Genomic DNA, 19,291 nt, shown 5'->3' on the forward strand with positions numbered 1-19,291 from the left:
AGACTACTTCTGAGGATGGTGCTAAGACAGTCTCCTTCCTCCTGTATCCCCTGTCCTGATTGTCCCCCTCAGAGTCCGAGGAATTACTGGCGAACGCCCTCGGACAAGCAAGGGAAGCCGCACGAAGTTTGGCGAGAAGTGAGATTCCGAAAACGCTAAGGGCGGTTGATTCCAGAACGATCGCGAGCCTTGAAAATGCGGGACAATGGGTCATTCTCCGAGTCGGAAATCGAGGGTCACCGGAAGCACTACGAGATAAAATTGCGAATGTCTGGCTACGACGAAGCAACGATCTCGAAGGTGACTCGTTCGACGAAGCTGAACGGATACATCCTTGCTTGGCATGATGCTAAAGCCGCCTAAAAGCGGGTTATGGCATCATAAGTTAGAGCCGCGTGATGAATCAAGTTGCGTTCTTTGACACTAAACCGTACGATCGCGAATACTTCACGCGGGCCATCAGCGGCTCGACCCTAGTGGCGGAGTTTCACGAGTTTCGTCTGAACACCGAGACCGCGTCTAGTGTCGAAGACAGTTCGGCGGTGTGCGTATTCGTGAACGATAAACTCGACCGTCCCTGTCTCGAACAGCTCGCTCGATCAGGAGTTCGGATGGTGGCCCTTCGCTGTGCGGGCTTCAACAACGTCGACATAGCCGTGGCCAAACAACTCGACATCGCGGTCACTCGGGTTCCCGCGTATTCACCCCACGCGGTCGCCGAACACGCGGTGGCCCTTCTCCTAACCCTGAACCGCAAGATTCACCGCGCACACAACCGAGTTCGCGAGCACAACTTCGCTCTTGAAGGGCTCGTCGGATTCGATCTTTTTGGAAAGACAGTGGGAATTGTAGGTACTGGCAAGATCGGGCGGGCTGCCGCGCAGATATTTCGGGGATTTGGAACCGAGGTCGTGGCCTATGACCCCTTTCCGATGGAGGGCTGGGCGCAGGACATCGGCGTTCAATACGTCCAGTTCAGTGAGCTCCTGTCCCGGTGTGATATCGTCTCGCTCCACCTGCCTCTCACGCCGGATTCGGTTCATCTCATCAACCAACACTCGATTTCGCAGATGAAACGAGGAGCCTATCTGGTCAATACAAGTCGGGGCAAACTCGTGGACACGTCCGCGCTTTTTGCGGCGCTCCAGGGCGGTCAACTTGGTGGCGTCGCCCTTGATGTTTATGAAGAGGAAGAAGGAATCTTCTTTGAAGACCACTCAAATGCGATGCTCGGTGATGAAGTTCTCTCTCGTTTGCTAACATTTCCGAACGTCCTGCTGACAGCTCATCAAGCATTCTTAACTCACGAGGCGCTCACCGCAATCGCAACAACAACCGCCGAGAACGTTAAGAGGTTCTACCTCGGACATCCGTTCACCGAAGGCTCGGTCCTAGCTTGATGAACATAAAATGACCACCTTTTTCTCGCACAACGTCCACTCTGAGTATTACTTTGGAAGTAAGCAGCAACCAAAGACGAGCACCTAGGAGTGTAGCTTACGCCACCGAACTCTGGCCTAGACGCGTACAGAATAGGTTAGAATCTACTCGTGGTGAGGGCAAAACTGAGATTGCTCGGCGGAGACTTGTTGGTCGGGCCGCAAGGCGTCTCTCTTTCGCCTAAGTACCACGAGAGTTTCCGGCTTATTCGGTACGTGGCGGCGCAGGGTAGATCAGGGGTTACGAGTTCATTTCTCGCGGAAGCCCTCTACTCCGACACCTGGGACGATCCCCAGACGGGTCTGCGCACCCAACTCGGGAGGGCCAATCGGCGAGCTCAAGAAGTTGGTCTCGAAAAGCTACTTGAGCGATCTGGTGAGAGTATTCAGTTCGTTTCGGGAGTTGTAACCTGCGACTTATGGGACCTTCACGATTCATGCAAAGGCTTTTCTAACTCTCTCGAATCTATTGAGTGCGAACAGAGCGCATTTGCACTGCTCGAAGAGATTGAGCCGGAAAGGCTATCCGAAGTTCTTCGAACTGAGCCCGACTCAGATTCGACTCGAGTCATCGCCGAAACCCTGCTTTTCTGCATGGAGAGAATAGTGATTCTTCCCACATTGGGGGGACATCGAGTCAGAATTGTTCAAATTCTTGGTGTGATTAGCTCGTATTTGCCGTTCACTTCCCTGAACATCGAGTCTATTTTGAAACTCTACGCAGCGTGTCACTGCCGTCAAGAAGTTTTGCAGACCTACTTAGACTATGAGACGCAAATCGATAACGAACTGGGAGAACTCCCCGCCGCGAGAATCAAAGAACTTTGCGAATCTCTTTTGCGCAACTTGGACTATGGCGCAGAAAGTCAACTCGTAATGCTTCCTCGATGCCCAGACGTCAGCTTTGGACTCGAGCACTTGCTGGACGAGACCGTGAGGACGATTCAGGGCGGGGGAAAGATTTACGTCGGGGGAGTTACCGGGGTAGGAAAATCTCACCTGTTGCGAAAGATTGTCCACCAAGAGTCGCTCGCCCTGTTTCGATTCGGCTGGATCGATCTGGAGGAGGTTTCGCCCGATGATCTTACTCACATCCTTCCAGATAGTCCGGCGGATATCATCATCATTGACGGCTACAATTCAAGGCACGCAGCCAACTTGGCTTACCTCCAACGGGTGTGCCGTTTCCACGCCATCGTTGTGGCTGGAGTCTCGTCAGTCGGGTTCTCTTACGATGCCTCTCTGACAGTTCAACCCTTAGAAGCTGGCACGGCTCATAACCCTGGGCCAGCAACATTACTCCTCGAGCACGGGTTAACTGAACCAGTCAACGTCTTGACCAGACAGTTTTCGGTGCGACTCGCAAAGTCAGCATATGGACTTCCTATCAGCCTAAAGCTATCGGCTTCCCTAGCAAATACCCTGGGTCTCCGATCTGTTGTTTCGCAATTGGAGGAAAACACGGAAGAAGGGCCGTCAGCGGGTAAGTTTCTCCACACTGCTCTTTCTGAAACCCTCCACCAGTTTGGCCCCGATACCCGAGCCGCAGTCATTGCAATGGCAGGCTTCGGCGAACGACTACCGGTTTCATTAGTGACCAAACTCTTCAACCTCGACATCTTTGCCTTGAAGTCGATCGTAGACTCGGGACTCCTTTTGTCATATCCTCGCAGTGGCGAGGTTCGATTAGCAGAAGCGATTGCCGAACAGATGCGTGGTGGCAGGTTTGAATCGGAAATCAGAGAAAGTCAAATCAGATTTGAAACCGCAGTCGTGAACTTGTGCGTATCCAGCGGGATCCACGCTGCTAGTGATGAATTGTTAGTCTCGCATCTTCGGGTCTTTTTCCGAGTCGCGCAAAGCCTTGTGTCTCGAAAACAGTACGAGTTAGCCCTACAGCTTGTTTCCGTTTTGCGTCCCCACATCGCGGCTTTTACTGACGTCAACTTGGTACCGGAGGAGCTCGAAGGTGCACTCTGGAACTTGGAAATCGACGGCTCAAACTTTATTCGCTACTCGCTGTCAGTTGGCGCGTTGTACATCTTAAGGCACGATCCGGTCGGGTTAGAACACTTCTTCAACTTGGCGGTTAGTGATAGCAGATTTGCCGAGTCACCGCTAGAGTTACAGATTGACTTCTACTCCCAGATGGGACTTGGTCATCGACTCGGAATGCGTTTAAACGATTCAGAAGACATTTTCGATAAAGCGTTGAGAATGTTGGATGAGACCTGTTCGCCTGCCTTAGAGCTGAAGTTACTCCACAATAAATCGATCACTCTGGCAGTGGCAGGAAAGTATGCCGAAGCTCTGAAGACAAAGCGCGCAGCACTCCAGCTCGCTGAGTACGCTCCGAACGACCACTACCGGCTCGAGCTGTTGCATATGGAGGCAGTATCCATGTACGAGGCCGGGCTTCCCCTCGAAGATATCAAATCTTCTTTCCAGGTAGCGATCGGTTTCGCCAGGATGTACCGACTTTCTTTGCAAGAAGGATGGATGCTTCAGAATGCGGCGCATATACTCGGAAATTCGTTGACCCCGGTCGAGCGTGCTGTGATGGCCCTGGTCGGAATAGGGCTACACATTAGCGAGGGATTAAGTGTCGAAGTCCGGCGACACGTTAAGTCCAGCTGCGTGCTTTTGCGTGAGCTGTTAGCCGCATTGAATCATAAGTCGATAGCGGTTGAAGCAGCTCTCTTTGCACAGAGACTAGGTCCTTTGCCTTCTGTCACGAGCCAAAAAGAAACCGTATGCGAGCCGGATACAAACGCAGTTTTCTTTCCGTATGAAATTCCCGCTTCTTTAGTCAGTCCGGCCGAAGTGTCTGAATTCGTGAGTTCCTGCATTCGTAGCCTATCGAGTCATCCTGACGCGGAAATGGCGGTAAACGTTTGGGGATTGGATATCGGCAGATGGCAAGAATTTCGAAGAACAGTTACCGTTACAACTGAATTGAAAGCTGCTAGCAGGAACTAGTTGGTGTGCTTGTGTCTGCTATTGTTAAGGCCATCCGGCGAAAGGACAAGAGGCTATTTTAGATCCGTTCCGTTGTATCCACCCGGAGTCAGGTTTGGATCAGCGGAACCAAAGTTGGGGTTGACTGTCATTTGCGACGCGGCAAAGCTCTTCGAGTGGCCATCAACAAAGGTTAGATTTCGACGTCCCTCTAGTGAACCGGGGCCGATGGAGAAGCCGACGTTTTTGCCCCAGGGGCCAACGGGGCCAGTTTGCCCAAAGTTGTGAGCATTCACCCACTCAAAAACCATCACCTTTGAAGCTGGCTGTGAAACCTGTGTAAAGGAGACCGACTCACATGTCCCAACTGGACAAGCTGCGTCGCCTGCCAGCAGGCCCAGAGATGTTACTGACGCCAAGAATGAAGGAGGTCGGTAGAGAGATGAGACGTACGAGTAAGAGGTGTCGTTGAATGCCGAGCGCGAAGCATCTGAAGGACAGTAGAGCAGAGCCGAGGAAGAGTCGGAATCGTACTGGCTTCCAGCTCGACTCTTGAGTGCGATACCCAGATACGGCATCAAGGGAAACCGGAATCGGCGGCCGGTCCAAAGACCCGTCACATTCGTGTTTGGAAGCATATCGTCTGAATCTGAAGCGTATAGGGTGAACGCCAAACCAACGCTTTTCAGGTTAGAAAGACATGCTGTCTGCTTCGCAGCTTCCTTCGCTCGGGCGAAGACGGGGAAGAGAATCGCGGCCAGAATGGCAATAATAGCGATCACCACCAAGAGTTCGATAAGGGTGAAACCGCGGCGAATCTGCATTGTTAAGACCATAAAGATACCTTGCCAAGCGAATGAGGGTCGAAATCTGGTTGAAAACAGGTTATAATCGGCGTGATCCCCATCGATGGGGAGCATCGGAGTAACAAATTGGCAGGAGTCGCATTCAAAAGCGTAAGCAAGATATTTGGCAAGGACGTCAAAGCAGTCAACGACCTTAACCTCGAAGTCAGAGACCAAGAGTTTATGGTTCTCGTCGGCCCCTCGGGCTGCGGAAAGACGACTGCGCTACGCATGATTGCTGGTCTCGAAGAAGCGTCGCTGGGCGACATTATGATTGGCGAAGTTCGCGTGAACGATGTTCCGCCAAAGGACCGCGATATTGCGATGGTTTTCCAAAACTACGCGCTGTACCCGCACATGAACGTGTATGACAACATCGCGTTCGGTCTGCGACTTCGGGAGCTAAAGGGCTTCTTCTGGCAGCTTGCCAACGCCGCCGAAGCGAAGAGAATTAAGGAAGACATCGACAACCGCGTGAAAGAAGCGGCGCGAATGCTCGATATCGAAAAGTATCTCACACGCCGTCCAAAGGAGCTTTCCGGTGGCCAACGCCAGCGCGTTGCGCTAGCGCGAGCCATTGTGCGAAAGCCAAAAGTCTTCTTGATGGACGAGCCCCTGTCCAACCTAGATGCTAAGCTCCGAGTTCAGACTCGCTACGAGCTGATCTCGCTCCACCGGAAGCTTGGGATTACGACGGTTTACGTTACGCACGACCAGGTCGAGGCCATGACGATGGGTCAGCGGATGGCGATCATGAAGGACGGAGTCCTCCAGCAGTGTGACAAGCCAGAAGAGGTCTATTCGCATCCGGCAAACAAATTTGTAGCAGGCTTCATCGGCTCGCCTCCAATGAACTTCCTCGACGCTGTGATCAAAGAAGGGAGGGTCGACGCAGGCGCTTTCTCCTTGCCCCTCCCTAGCGGGCACCCGGCGATTGCGATGAACGGAAAGCGAGTGACCCTTGGGATCCGCCCGGAAGAGCTTTTCGACAAGGCACTACCAACCAACGTCCCGGCAACGCCGGACAATACGTTGAAAGCCGTGGTTGACGTTATGGAGCCCCTGGGGCACGAGTACGTTGCTTATCTGCAGGTTAACGGGGCAAAGCTCGTTGCCTCGATCGATAAGGAGACCAAGCTGCGCCCGGGATCTGAAGCGGACATTCTGGTGAACATGGATCGCATCCACATCTTTGATGCTGATACTGATCAGGCCATTAGATAAATCACTGCAAAATGATATATGGTTCAGGGTTTTAACAGTTCCATAACCTTTGCTTCGTGATATGTAAGGTTTCATATCAGCGTCATGTCGCGACGCGCATTTACCCTGATCGAACTCTTGGTGGTCATCGCCATCATCGCCATTCTCGCTGCCATCCTCTTCCCAGTTTTCGCACAGGCGAAACTTGCGGCCAAGAAGTCAGCTGACCTAAGCAACACTAAGCAGATTGGAGTTGCCCTTCAAATTTATCTCGCTGACAACGATGACACATTCATGCCGTCGAATCACCGCGAGAACAACAGCGCAAACTTCGAAACCCACTGGTCATGGATGTTGCTACCTTATCTAAAGAACGAGCAACTATTCGTCTCTCCAGCCTGTAAGATTAACGGCTGGGCTCCTTCGCAGTATAACAACACCAACAACAACCGCGGCTTCGGAATTCCGAGCATTCAAACGGATTATCCTACGTCATACCCCGCGACCTACACCCAGCAGGTCGGTCGCATCAGCTATGTAGCGAACCAATCGATCATCGGTCGCAAGCGAACCACTGCCGATACTTCCAACGTAGTTAATGCAACCGCCATTGATGGCGTCAGCCAAACCATCGTGGTTGCGCCAGCGACAGAATCGAAGGAGTGCATGAGAGGTACCGACGGTGAATATCGTACGTACCGACCAGCCTTCGGTATTGCCGCAAGGGGTCAGCTGGCTCTTTCAGGATCCAGTCTTCCTGCTGCATCTGCCTTGCCGTTGGAGGCTATTACTTGGGCAACGGCATCAACGTTGTGGAATCGTTGCGAAGGTAAGAACGGCGTGGTCGCTGGACAACCTCCAGTCGATTTGACCCTTCGATTTACCAACTCCGGCCGGTTCGACAAGGGTAACAACTACGTGATGTGCGATACATCGGCAAAGTTCCATCCAACGAATGCAACGTTCAATCCACAGCGCTACATGTGGGGTAAGGCTGCTTACTCACTCGGCGGACTTCCGGTTATCAACCCAGCCACTGGACTAGAAGTTCAGTAAGGCGTTCGCTCAAAATCAAACTGCTTGGCCGCTTGGTCAAGCAGTTTTCTGTTTATGATTTACCAACTTGCCTCTCTAATTCTCTTTACTCAGTCCGTTGAATTTGACGCGGACGACCCGGCGTTTGCCTATCATGCGTCACAGCCCGACAAATCACTGCTTATCGGGACCGATAAGCAGGAGGGACAAGGTGCGCTTTACGCATTCGATCTCTCCGGAAAAGTTGTTGCGAAGTCGGCGCCTTTGGATCGGCCGAATAATGTCGATGTCTTCGACGGGTCGCAGTCCTTAGTTGGCAAATCACCTTTAGCCGTTGTGACGGAGCGGTTACGGAACAGGCTGAAGATTTTTCAAGTGAACTGGTCGGGGGACATCTTCATTGATGTTACAGGCTCAACGGAGGTGTTTGCCTCCGAGACTGGGGAGGATAAGGCGCCGATGGGTGTCGCCACTTGGAGCTACGGGGGGCGGTCATTTGTGTTCGTAACGCCCAAGGCCGGAGGCACTTCGCGGCACTTGGAGCAGCTGGAGCTGAAATGGAATCCGTTGACCAAGAAGGTTGATGCTCAAAGTGTGCGACGTTTCGGAGCATTTAGCGGCAAGAAGGAAACGGAGTCGATTGTCGTTGATTCTGATACAAGCCGGGTCTTCTACTCGGACGAAGGAATCGGAATTTGGGTTTATGATGCTCGACCTGAGGCAGCAGACCGACCTCTGATGCTGATTCGTAACCCTCAGCATCTCGGCGACCATGAGGGGTTGGCAATCATGGGTGACCTACTCGTATCTACTGACCAGCGCAAGGAGCGATCCTACTACTGGTTTTACGATAAGCGAAGTGGGATTCCTCGGGGCGGATTCTCTGCAGAAATTGATGAAACGGATGGTATCGACATCATCGATCGACCAGGTGTGCGCCTCATGGCAGCCATGAATAGCAAAGGCAAAAACTTCGCCCTGATCCCGCTCGACTGGGTGAAAAAGCAGGTTGGCAGGTACCCTATAGGGCGTGATTGATCGCTACTCTACCGCCGCAATGAACGACATTTGGTCCCAGCAGGCCAAGTTCGAAAGGTGGCAGGAAGTTGAGGTTGCGATCTGCGAGGGTTGGCAGGAGGCGGGGGTGGTTCCTGCTGCCGACATGCGCGAGATTCGCGAGAAGTCGGCTTTTACGATTGCTCGATGTGACGAACTGGAGCTGGAGACTAGGCACGACCTTGTGGCTTTCGTTCGCTGCCTTGAGGAGAATGTTGGATCAGCGGGGCGATGGATTCACTATGGGGTTACGTCGTACGACGTGATTGATACCGCGCTCGGAATGATGCTACGCGATTCCTGCTCGGTTCTTCTTGAATCGGCGGGCCGACTTCGGGATCAGATTGAGCGACTGGCGGAGGAGCATATTGACACTCCCCAAATCGGGCGAACGCACGGGATTCACGCCGAACCGATTACCTTCGGCTTTAAGTGCGCGAACTGGCTAGCCGAATTGGATCGAAACATTGTGCGGATCAAGACCTGCCAGGAGGAGCTTTCTTACGGCAAGATCAGTGGAGCGGTCGGCATTCACGCAGTTGTTTCTCCTGAAATGGAGAAGTCGGTTTTAGCTCGACTTGGACTGAAGGCAGAACCTTCTTCGACACAGATTATCAACCGCGACAAGCACTCGCAGTTCATCAACGTTCTCGCCGTGATGGGCGGGGGGCTGGAGCGAATTGCAACTGAGCTTCGAAACCTTCAGCGGACCGAAATTCTTGAAGTCCAAGAGGCCTTTGCGGCGGGTCAGACTGGTTCGAGTGCAATGCCGCATAAGCGGAACCCTTGGAACTCGGAGACGGTAGTCGGTCTTGCTCGTCTTTTGCGGGGTCATGCATTGTCGATGCTGGAGAGCGTTTCGACTTGGCACGAGCGCGATTTGACGAACTCTTCGTTGGAGCGGATCGTATTTCCGGATGCCTGCCACTTGGCAGACTTTATGTTGAACCGCATGGCGCGGATTCTGACTGGGCTCAACGTGTATCCGGAGACGATGGCGGCGAACCTTCGCAAGATGGGTGACCTGGTGTTCAGCGAGCACCTGATGGTGGCTCTCGTTGGCAAGGGCCTGCCTCGGGCGGCGGCTTACAAGGTTGCTCAGCGTAACGCTGCTCTTGCCTGGGAAGGCAAGGATTTCAAGACCTCGGTTGAGCAGGATGAGGATGTTGTTGCGAACTTAACCAAGCAAGAAGTCGAGCACATCTTCTCGCTGGAGCACCATTTGCGTCACGCGAAGCACACTTTGGAAGCGGTTCGAGCAGCGCAGTAAGACAGCAGCTAGTCGCACTCATGGGTTGCGGTCACGACTGAACATGTCACACAGAGGTGGTAGACCACTTGGACGTAGTCATTTCCTACAAACTCAGGTGGATCCGTTGAGGAGTTGGCGACTGTCATGAGAAATTGCATTTGCCGAGAACAAAGTGGGCAGGTAGGGACCGAGTTCTCAAATCGAAATGGGGTTCCGCCAAGTTGGTGCCTTGGTGTGGAGACGTGATCTCGTTCAGAGAACGTGAAGAACTTGTTTATGCGGTCAGGTTCATTTTCTGAAAGATCTTGGTATTGCTCGATTTGGTGCGCTAGTTGAGCGGGCATTGGCTGGAAATCGACTCTTGCTTCGGGGAACCAGCGAGGATAGTCTTCGTAGGGGAAGTCATCTTCTTTTGGCCCGGTGGCACATTTTAGGAGTTTGAATTCGCCGAATTGGTAGGAGAATTCACTTTGGGCGACTGGGCATTGCCAGCAGTACAGCAGCTCGAGACCGGAAAGGTTTGTTTGATGATCGCCAAGATTTGGGTCTGTCACGTCAAGGTAGAAGAATCTTGTGAACGGAAGCTCACAGTTGGGACAGACGGCTCCGGGCGTAGACGGTTTGCCGCCGATCACGTGTCTTCCAGTGTGACTTGGGAAAGTTGCGACCACGGGTTTAGGGAATACGGATGCCATCAGTCAACAATCTTTAGGAGCTTGTATTTCCCGGAGGAATAGACCCGAACCAAGAACCTAACAGACCGCATGTCGACGGGTTGGACTGGTTCTTGGGCCTGACGGTAGCAAGCCGAGTACCTAGGGTCGAAGAAAGTAGCTTTGCCGTAGTAGAGGCCAGGTTGCTTGTCAAAAAAGGAAAACTGGCTTGTCACTTGGGCGACGGCTCCGTTCTCAATCCTAATCGAATCACAGTAGAGGCCCGGTAGGCGACAAACAATTCGATCTGGTGGGGTCTTGCCTGGAGCGGCTTCGACTAGCTCAAAGCTCTCTCGCATCGGATCGCGTACGGGATCGAGGATCGCTGCCCGGATTCCAGAGGTGTTTCGAACATAGACCTTTAGACTAGTCTGATCATTGGAAATCTTGAAGGTGAACTCAAGTCCGTCTCCGCGGATCGGCATGACCGGCAACATTTGTGAATGTTACCAAACGTAGCAAGGAGTTGCCCTTCTAGAAGATCGGTGAGCCCCGGGATCGAGGATCCCGAGGCATCGAGGAGTCTGTATGCAATTACCAAGCGTAGTGTTCTGGTGAGGTCTTGAACGCTGGGAAGATGGCGTCGATCTTCTCGTTAAGCTCGGTGGTGATCTCGATTTCGAGGGCTCGAAGGGAACCGTCTAGTTGTTCGAGGGTTCGGGGACCGATGATTGGGGCGGTGACGAACGACTTCGAGAGGGTCCAGGCGAGGGCTACGTCGGCGGGTTGTTCGCCGATGGATTCGCAGAGATCTTCCCAGGCGGTGAGCTTATCTCCTTTTTCCTCAATGAGCTTCTTCACCCAGTCGCCGTGGCGCCGAGCGCCTTCTTGGCCCTTCATGACACCGGCAAGGACTCCGCTGGCAAGAGGTGACCAAGGAATGACTCCTACGCCGTAGGCTTCGGCAGCGGGTCCAACTTCCATTTCGATTTCGCGTTGGAGAAGGGAATACTTGGATTGCTCGGAGACGAGGCCCATGATGCCGCGTCTTTTGGCTTTCTCATTCGCCTGGGCGATGTGCCACCCGGCGAAGTTGGAGGAGCCGATGTACAAGACTTTGCCTTGCTGCTTGAGAATGGTGAACGCTTCCCAGACCTCTTCCCACGGGGTATCGCGGTAGATGTGGTGCATCTGATAAAGGTCGATGTAATCCGTCTTCAGGCGGGTCAAAGAGCCTTCGCATGCGCGGCGGATGTGGAGGGCGGTGACGCGGTTGGTGTTTGGCCATCCGTCCATGTTCCCGTTGCCCATGTCGCCGTAGAGCTTGGTGGCGATTACGGTCTTTTCTCGGCGGTTTCCGCCTTTAGCGAACCAGTCACCGATGATCTTCTCGGTGATACCCTCTCCCTTTTGCCAGCCGTAGACGTCGGCGGTATCGAAGAAGTTGATGCCATGCTCGTGGGCGCGGTCCATGATCGCGTAGCTCTCTTCGGGGGTTGCGTGGGGTCCGAAGTTCATGGTGCCGAGGCACAGACGCGAAACTTGCAGGCCCGAGCGGCCTAGCGACGTGTATTTCATCATCCGCAGTTTACGCGGCACTGTAACGGTAAATCACAGTTTTCCGTTAAGGATGGTATCTACAGCCCGAATCTTTGGCGTGTTGGTCTTCGTGAGATCGTCAGTAAGACCCCAGGTGCCGTACTGAGTGTCGTAGTTTGTAGCACCGGCGATGAAGTAGTTCATTAGTTCCCCGCCGCTGGACCGCCAAGTCTTCCAGTATTTCGCCATGAGTTGCTCCATGCGAGGATCCAGCTGAGATGCTTTCTTTGCCTGGATGTGTTCGGGACCGAAGGTATCGGGGCCAGCTTCGTAGCAGAGCCATTTAACGTTGTATTTCTTCATGATCTCTTGGTGCTCTTTGAACTTTGCCCACTTCGGCATCTCGTCGATCACTCTTTCGAGAGCATCCAGAACGTCGTCTTTAGTGGCATTTGGCTTCTTCTTGACTTCCTCAGCGTTGAAGTATGGGGCTCCGGCGATGGCGTAGATCACGTCGCTGGGGTTGGCATAGTTGTGAGCGATATAGTTCATGCCCTCGTAGAGCCAGTTCTCGGGCCAGACGACTTGGGTTGCCAATACAGGTCTCACTTTAGTTTTGAAGTCGGGACCGTAAACGGCTTTGAAGGTGTCGGAGATTTCGGCAATGCGCTTTCCGATCCGGCGGGCGGGCCAGGTCCAGTTAGAGCCCTGTCCATCCCAGCTCATCTTGGGGTCTTTCGCTGCTTCGGCGTTTGCTCGGTCTTTGTTGTAGGTGGCTTGTTCGAAGCCCCAGTTCCAGACCTCGTTGCTGTATTCGACATAGAGTTTGAGCGATGGGTCGAGGCGCTTCTTGCAAAGATCGGCGAGGCTCTTGACGAATTGATCGTTCGCATGTGCGGGAACGCAGATCCAGGCGTCCGCTTTGATCGTGTTTGAGAGATCGATCATTGTTTCGTAAGGCACACCTTTCGGATTAGCGAAGCTGGGCGAAGTTGGGATCAGACGATCTTCCCACTTTTCGATGCGGTTACCGTTGGTACTGCCCCAGTCCATGTAGCGAATCGTGGTAAAGCGGCGGACATGGTCGACGAAGGGCTTGTAGAAGGTGTCGGTTGGCTGCGTTCCTGGGCGCATGATCTTGAGATCACGGACTCCACCTTGCGTGTTTGTGAAGCTCAGCATCAGCTGTTCAAATTCGTTAGGAGGAGTGAGGTCGGCAGTCCAGGTTTCTCCGGTCTTCTTGAGATTGGTGATGGCTCCCGCGCTGGCAACCGCTTTGATCTCCGGTGTGCCGCTGCATTTGAACGAGACCTTGTATGTGCCTCCCATGCCTTTGACTCCGTTGAGTGCCGCAAAAAGAACGACGCCGAAATCCTCTTTTGGCCAACCTTGAGCATCAAGGTTTGAGATTGCCGTCCAGGGCTGATCGGGCTTGCCAAAGGCGCGAGAGGACTTCATGACATCGGCAAACGGCATCGAACGCATCCAGTCGGCGATGCCTTCTACATTCGCGCCCAGCGGTGCCTTTCTAGGCGGTAATGAAGCGGTTTGTTGCAAGGCGCAAGACGTGATGAGACATGCGGCGAAGATCATCACCACGTATCTTACGCCATCAAGGCAAGAACTCGAAGACCATTGTGTAGTTGTCCTCATAGCGAAGTTTGGCCTTCGGATCTTCCTTAAGCGCATCTAAGACGGCTCGATACGTGAACTTGTGGGCGATCAGCCATCGTGTGTTGAAGAGTTTTGGGAAGACTTCGGAGATTGGCTTTTCGTCTCTCTGTTCTTTAGGGTCGCTCGTGCCGGTTTCGCCGGGGATTCTGAGCGGGGCACCTAGGCTCATCGCCCAATACTTCTCTTTTGAGAATGTGTATTGGAAGATCGGGTCCATGCCACCGAAGAAGCAATTGTGCTGGTTCCAAAAGAAGATCGGTCCGAAGTCAGACCAGATACTTTGACCTACGATCTCGCCTTTTGTGGTGTTTGCAATCAGCCACTCGCTGGCACCCTTGAAGTCGGTTGCGTTGAGCTTGTGGGTCCGAAGGTGATGCTGCCACACGAAGCCTCCGATCGAGACGAGTGAGTTTCCGGCGAAAAGGAACCCGGCGATCAGATTCAGCCCTCCGGTTTGTCGGATCAGGAGCAGCGCGGATGTGATGAGGAACGGCACATATTGGTCAACCCCTCGGCGAGTGATGAGCATTGAGATTCCGATTGCCCCGAGAGAAATCAGGAGTCCAGATGCGAGGGCGTGCCCGTCTTTCTCTCGCTTCGATCGTAGGGCAAAGAAGAGCGCGGCGCAGAACATGATGGTGGGACCCAGCATCGCTCGCACGAAGTAGGACGGGTTCACGGGAGCTAGCTCGGAGCCGAAATTGTGGATTGCACCGGCCTTTTTGGCCATCATGAGGTCAATCAGTTGCACCTTGAGGAGTGCTAATCCATCAGGGATTCCGGGGCGCAGTACGGCGACGCTCAGCGCGACGAGTACACAGGAGAATTCGATCCAGGCGTTCCACTCCCGTTTTATCATCCTCCGGGTCAGGGCAGTTGCCAGGGCAACCAATACGACCATGTAAGAGAGGGTTGGGTGCACGAAACCTAGAACTGCGGAACCCAGAATGGCTACCCACGGGCCGTTTGTTACCAGACCTGAAAAGATGAGCAGCAAGAGAACGGATGACAAGGTTTGGGGGCGGACGGTGTCCATACGGGTGAGGAAGGAAAGACTCCCGAACAGGACGGCCAGCGCATACCACTGCGAAATTTTGAGCCGAACTAGTGCCCAGCGAGCGATAAGTACATGGAGTGTGAGCAGGAAAACCGGAGCTAGACCGAGCACCCATACGGGAGCTCTAAAAACCCAAAGCGGAGTTAGAAGGAGGTGGAATCCCCACCACATGTCACTATTATGCTGGCTGATGACGCTATAAGTTGCCCACGGAAACGGGCGGAAAGTGGGGCCCTTTTGCCAATACAGCTTGGCGTGACCGAGGTGATAGAAGTTATCGAGATCGTAGTTGAACTGGGAGTACCAGCAAAGGAAGCCGATGATGGCGATTGTTGTGAGGAAGAAGCCCGCAAAGCCCTTCATTTCACGCCTTTCACATTCCGGAGCAGATAGGCACCCAGCGCGAAACAGATCGAGCAGAGGATGAAGACCATTGCGTAGCCTGCGAGCTTATAGTGAGAGATTGCTTCGCCGCCGACTTCTAACGCCGGAGTCGTGGTTTTGCCGGGGAGGCTGATGAGGATTCCGGCGATGGGGGCGGTGATTGACTGGGGCAGAGTCATCGCGATGTGCCAGACCGCCATGTCTTTTCCGGCATCGGTATTGCTGGGCAGAACGTCGGTGCCAAGGGCGTAGTCGACCGAGATATAGGCTCCGTAGCCAAAACCGAACAGCGCGCCGACTAGCAAGGCAAAAGGCATTGAGTGTGCGAGGACGAACAGAGGGGCGACGATCGCGATGATCGTGTTCGCGATGTAGACGACTTTTTTTCGACCGATTTTGTCGCTGATTGCTCCGCCGTAGTAGCCTGACACCGAAGAAACGATCAAAACTACTCCAAGGAGCATCGGTGCTGTCGAGTCCACCTTGTCCTGGGCCACGCCGACCACGTCGACGAGGTAGTAGTTGATGAATGGCATGATGGCGTAGAAGCCCATCATGACGAGGAAGCGAGTAATCCAAACCCAGGCGAAGTCCGGGAACTGCTTGGGATCGATCCAAATGCTCCGCCAGTAGGTGTTCCAATCAATGGGTTCGGATTCTGTTTGATGGAACTCTTTGATCTTTCGTGTTGAGAACCCAACCAGAACTAGGACCAGCGCAACCGCGAAGTACCGCTCAAGGGTTCCTTTTAGGAGCATTCCTGCACCGACGGCACCGAATAAAGTGCCGAATTGGGTCATCAGCGCCATGTAGCCCGAAGCTTTTCCGCGCTCTTTATCCGGCACAACATCCGGGATGACGCCCATGAAGGCTCCCGAGGCGATGTTGTTCCCGATCTGGACGACGGTGTAGCCAAGAAGATAAAAAGCGAGCGGGACGGGAAGCTGTTTGTGCATCTGCACGGTAGCGGCCATCATGACTAGGCCGAGGATGTTGACCGCGATGCCTTTCGCCAGAAACGGCTTTCGTCGGCCAGATGGATGGGTACAGCGGTCGCTGAGCGCTCCAGCGATTAGGGGGACGATCAGGGCCGGGATCGCTCCGAGGCCCGTGACGAGTCCCAAAACGGTTGCTTTGTTATCTGGCGCGAGCACCCGGATATCTCCTGGAAGGAGTATGAGAAGGAGTGCCCCCCAGTGGAAGTTTGTTGCGAACCAGTACGCCGCAATCGTCAGATGCTCCGACAGGGTAAGTGGGCGGTCGCCATACGGCGACGGATGCCCTAAGTCGTCCTCAATCGGAACCTGGTAGTGGGTTTCCATTTACTTGTTCCGCAAAGCGTACTCGTAATCTGGGATATCGTCGACGTCGAAGGCAAGTTCCGCAGGGCCGTTTTTGACCGCGGCTATCTTGCAACCGATGACTCCTTCGATCTTTGAGACAACTTCTGGGACCGAGATGGAACGTGTCATCACTTTCCAAAGGAATCCGAGTCCGAGGATTCCGGCGAGCTTGGGAACGCTCTTTCGGTTAGCGACGACTTTCTCGATCTTGGGTAGGGCTTTGATGAAGACGTCCGGCTTGAAAAGGTAGGCGCATCCGATTGTCCATTCGCCGTCGATCAGCTTGGCGAAGGTTCCCGTTGCTGACGGAAAGCGGTCGAGATACTCATCTTTGCTGATGAGCGGGACGGCAAGATCGACATCAGGGCAGAGGTCGAGGAACTGATCTATCACCTTAGTTTCTAGGTAAGGGAGATCGGTAGTGACGATGAGAACTCGATTAGAGATGTTGCCCAGGGACTTCAATTCTTGAAGACCCATGGAGATGTTTTTGGTGAGATCCCCGGTGTCATTGAGCACGGAAGTGCATCGTCCGCCGAGCTTTTCTTTGACTTCTTGAGAAGCGACCAGGACCGTGCGACCCACCCGTTGGCTTCCTAGCACAGCATCGATGACTTTGTAGCCAATCATCGAATCTTGCACGTTGATAAGTGCCTTGTAAGGCGTCAGCGCGACTCTCGCGAAGTGGTCGTCAATCCGGCCCCCAGCCGGCATGATTACGTCAAATTTCTCCAAGTCTCTACCCTAGGGCTTGTTAATCCCTGCGATAAAGACGGCGCAAAATCGGCTTAAGCCGCAGCTTGCATCGAATAATGTGCGAGTGATTTGGCAAGTTGATAGCAATCGAGGAAGTTTTGCGCGGCACGACGAGAATGGTAGCCAATGCAAAGCTTCTCATTGTATCCCTGCAAAAGGGTGAGCACCGCATGTTGCTTGACCTCTCCAATATTGCACATAAGAATGGCAAACTCGTGGATCCCCATTTTGTAAATTCGGCTGTATGGTCCTAACTTGGACTGAAGGTTTGCCACAAATGCAGCCGCATCGGCGGTCGCGAATTCATGCTGAATCACAATGACACCTCCTGGGTGAGCGGAAACGGCAATTTCCAGATCAGCCGACCGAATATCGTACTCCCAAGCGCGAAGCGTGTGAGCCCCAGTTTGAGTGTCAGTCCAAGATTCGTTTGCTAGTGCCAAACTGCGTCTTTCAACGCGGCTCCTTTCCACCTCACCTTGGTAAACGTGCATGAGAAGTGAAGCGATCAGCTCAAGCTCTGGCAGGCTGTGTGTGAGTTCTTGGTCTTGCACACAAGGATCAATGGCACAGAGAGTTCCGAAGAACTCTTGGTGGTGATCATAAAGCGGAATGCCGACGTAGGCCGCAATTTCAACTTGCTGTCCAATAGGAGCGGAGCGGTAAACCTCGATTTGATTCGAGTCAGGTGCAATACGTGGTCCCTCACCCTTCACCATACGGCTGCAGAAACTGTCGGACCACTTGAAGACTTGGCCCCCTTTGACCCCATACAACCGATCGTTTGAGTCTAGTACGATCCACTCGTCCCCGTTGGCACGGGTGACCATCCAAAGCGACATCGGGTGTCGATGAGCGAGGTAACTGAGTACCTCTCGACTTGCCTTTTGAAACGCGGATTGATTTGAAGTGATCGCTGACATCTGAAGTGGCTTGCTCCAGGTATAGATATCGGTACACGAAAGGGTGAATCTTGATAGAAAGGCCTAAGAAGTCTTGTTAAGGTTTGCTGCGCCGAGTTTTTCGAGCAAGGCAACTGTTTCTTCAAACCCGATACAGGCATCCGTGACGCTTTGACCGTACACCATGCTCGGGCCCACCTTTTGCGCCCCTTCAACCAAAAAGCTCTCGATCATCACGCCCATAATCCCATGATCCGGTTGTTTAAGCTGGTCGAGGATCGAGTCGATGACGAGAGCCTGATTGCGATGGTCCTTGCTTGAGTTGCCGTGACTGCAGTCCACCATTAACCGAGCAGGAAGCTCGTTCTTCAGGAGAAGTTCCCGAGCAGCTTGGACTGAGTCTCGATCGAAGTTGGTTCCGGTCTGGGTTCCTCCGCGAAGGATAATGTGGCAGTCATCGTTCCCGCTTGTCTTAAAAAGTGATGAAACGCCTTGTTTGGTGATGGAGGGAAACCAGTGTGACTGTTTGGCGGCGATGACGGCTTCTACGGCGCGTTGGACGTTGCCTTCGGTCGTGTTTTTGAAGCCAACGGGCATCGAGAGACCGCTGCTCAGTTCGCGGTGGACCTGACTTTCGGTAGTTCGGGCTCCGATTGCGACCCAGCTTGTGACATCTGCGATGTGCTGAGGCAGTTGGAGATCGAGGTATTCACTGGCAGTGGGAAGCCCAAGTTCGTTGACATCGAGGAGGAGCTTGCGGGCAAGCCGGAGTCCCTTGTTGACGTGGTAGCTTTCGTCAAGGTCAGGATCGTTGATGAGACCTTTCCATCCAACGCTCGTACGCGGTTTCTCAAAGTAGGCCCGCATCAAGACAATCAGTTTGTCTTCAAGTCGACAGGCGTGCGGGAGCAGTTTTTCGGCGTATTCTAGAACAGCTTTCGGGTCGTGGACGCTGCATGGGCCGACGACGACGACTAACCGGTCGTCCCGTCCATGGATTGTGTCCGAGACTGCGTTTCGAGCGTCTGCAACTCGGCGCGCGATGTCATTGGTGAGTGGCATCTCCTCATGCAGGATCGCCGGAGGAATCATTGGCCGGGCGTCAGTTATTCGGAGGTCATCAGTAAGGCGCATGGTGGGTGCCGCCCAAACATCATCGTTCGCTCGGAGGCTCGATTATATCCGATTTGAACCT

At 53.5% G+C, this 19,291-nt stretch carries 16 protein-coding genes; 6 read left to right on the plus strand and 10 right to left on the minus strand.

The window, feature by feature from the left end; genetic code table 11:
- The first annotated feature begins 398 nt into the window (after window positions 1-398).
- Both WCK51_12815 and WCK51_12820 read left to right on the plus strand, forming a co-directional pair.
- The gene (locus tag WCK51_12815) at window positions 399-1,400 is read left to right on the plus strand and encodes a 2-hydroxyacid dehydrogenase (GenBank protein ID MEI7577767.1); all 1,002 of its coding nucleotides are present in this window, start codon (window positions 399-401) and stop codon (window positions 1,398-1,400) included.
- Between the two features lie 153 nt (window positions 1,401-1,553).
- Window positions 1,554-4,418 carry a hypothetical protein gene (locus WCK51_12820; protein ID MEI7577768.1) on the plus strand — a complete coding sequence of 955 codons (2,865 nt, stop codon included), beginning with the start codon at window positions 1,554-1,556 and terminating at the stop codon, window positions 4,416-4,418.
- 53 nt (window positions 4,419-4,471) lie between these two features.
- Here the strand turns inward: WCK51_12820 and WCK51_12825 are convergent, their stop codons facing one another.
- The gene (locus WCK51_12825; GenBank protein MEI7577769.1) at window positions 4,472-5,221 is read right to left on the minus strand and encodes a prepilin-type N-terminal cleavage/methylation domain-containing protein; all 750 of its coding nucleotides are present in this window, start codon (window positions 5,219-5,221) and stop codon (window positions 4,472-4,474) included.
- 108 nt (window positions 5,222-5,329) lie between these two features.
- Between WCK51_12825 and WCK51_12830 the strand changes: the two genes are divergently transcribed.
- The 4 genes from WCK51_12830 (at window position 5,330) to purB (ending at window position 9,806) form a co-directional block, all read left to right on the plus strand.
- Window positions 5,330-6,466 carry an ABC transporter ATP-binding protein gene (locus WCK51_12830; GenBank protein MEI7577770.1) on the plus strand — a complete coding sequence of 379 codons (1,137 nt, stop codon included), beginning with the start codon at window positions 5,330-5,332 and terminating at the stop codon, window positions 6,464-6,466.
- 84 nt (window positions 6,467-6,550) lie between these two features.
- Window positions 6,551-7,501: a prepilin-type N-terminal cleavage/methylation domain-containing protein gene (locus WCK51_12835; protein MEI7577771.1), complete on the plus strand. Its 951-nt coding sequence runs from the start codon at window positions 6,551-6,553 to the stop codon at window positions 7,499-7,501.
- 54 nt (window positions 7,502-7,555) lie between these two features.
- Window positions 7,556-8,518 (plus strand): phytase, encoded by a 963-nt coding sequence (locus tag WCK51_12840; protein ID MEI7577772.1) that lies wholly within the window; start codon window positions 7,556-7,558, stop codon window positions 8,516-8,518.
- Window positions 8,511-9,806, plus strand: a complete 1,296-nt coding sequence (purB, locus tag WCK51_12845; protein ID MEI7577773.1) for an adenylosuccinate lyase — start codon at window positions 8,511-8,513, stop codon at window positions 9,804-9,806. Before WCK51_12840 ends, purB begins: the two co-directional genes overlap by 8 nt.
- An 8-nt stretch (window positions 9,807-9,814) precedes the next feature.
- Here the strand turns inward: purB and WCK51_12850 are convergent, their stop codons facing one another.
- From WCK51_12850 to WCK51_12890, 9 genes are all read right to left on the minus strand, one after another.
- Window positions 9,815-10,483, minus strand: coding sequence for a hypothetical protein (locus tag WCK51_12850; protein ID MEI7577774.1), 669 nt, complete (start codon window positions 10,481-10,483; stop codon window positions 9,815-9,817).
- Window positions 10,483-10,938: a hypothetical protein gene (locus tag WCK51_12855; GenBank protein MEI7577775.1), complete on the minus strand. Its 456-nt coding sequence runs from the start codon at window positions 10,936-10,938 to the stop codon at window positions 10,483-10,485. Before WCK51_12855 ends, WCK51_12850 begins: the two co-directional genes overlap by 1 nt.
- A 97-nt stretch (window positions 10,939-11,035) precedes the next feature.
- A complete protein-coding gene (locus WCK51_12860; protein MEI7577776.1) occupies window positions 11,036-12,019 on the minus strand; it encodes an aldo/keto reductase in 984 nt (327 codons plus the stop codon).
- A gap of 33 nt (window positions 12,020-12,052) precedes the next feature.
- A complete protein-coding gene (locus tag WCK51_12865) occupies window positions 12,053-13,573 on the minus strand; it encodes a hypothetical protein (protein ID MEI7577777.1) in 1,521 nt (506 codons plus the stop codon).
- Between the two features lie 19 nt (window positions 13,574-13,592).
- Window positions 13,593-15,074, minus strand: a complete 1,482-nt coding sequence (locus WCK51_12870) for a hypothetical protein (protein MEI7577778.1) — start codon at window positions 15,072-15,074, stop codon at window positions 13,593-13,595.
- Entirely contained in the window at window positions 15,071-16,417 is a 1,347-nt protein-coding gene (locus tag WCK51_12875; protein ID MEI7577779.1) for an MFS transporter, read from the minus strand. Before WCK51_12875 ends, WCK51_12870 begins: the two co-directional genes overlap by 4 nt.
- Window positions 16,418-17,152, minus strand: coding sequence for a hypothetical protein (locus WCK51_12880; GenBank protein MEI7577780.1), 735 nt, complete (start codon window positions 17,150-17,152; stop codon window positions 16,418-16,420).
- 74 nt (window positions 17,153-17,226) lie between these two features.
- Window positions 17,227-18,117, minus strand: coding sequence for a GAF domain-containing protein (locus tag WCK51_12885; protein MEI7577781.1), 891 nt, complete (start codon window positions 18,115-18,117; stop codon window positions 17,227-17,229).
- Window positions 18,118-18,180: 63 nt separating this feature from the next.
- Complete coding sequence (locus WCK51_12890; protein MEI7577782.1) at window positions 18,181-19,230, minus strand: 3-deoxy-7-phosphoheptulonate synthase; 1,050 nt, start codon at window positions 19,228-19,230, stop codon at window positions 18,181-18,183.
- Between the last annotated feature and the right edge of the window lie 61 nt (window positions 19,231-19,291).

It is taken from the genome of Armatimonadota bacterium (assembly GCA_037138755.1).
GTDB lineage: Bacteria > Armatimonadota > Fimbriimonadia > Fimbriimonadales > Fimbriimonadaceae > Fimbriimonas.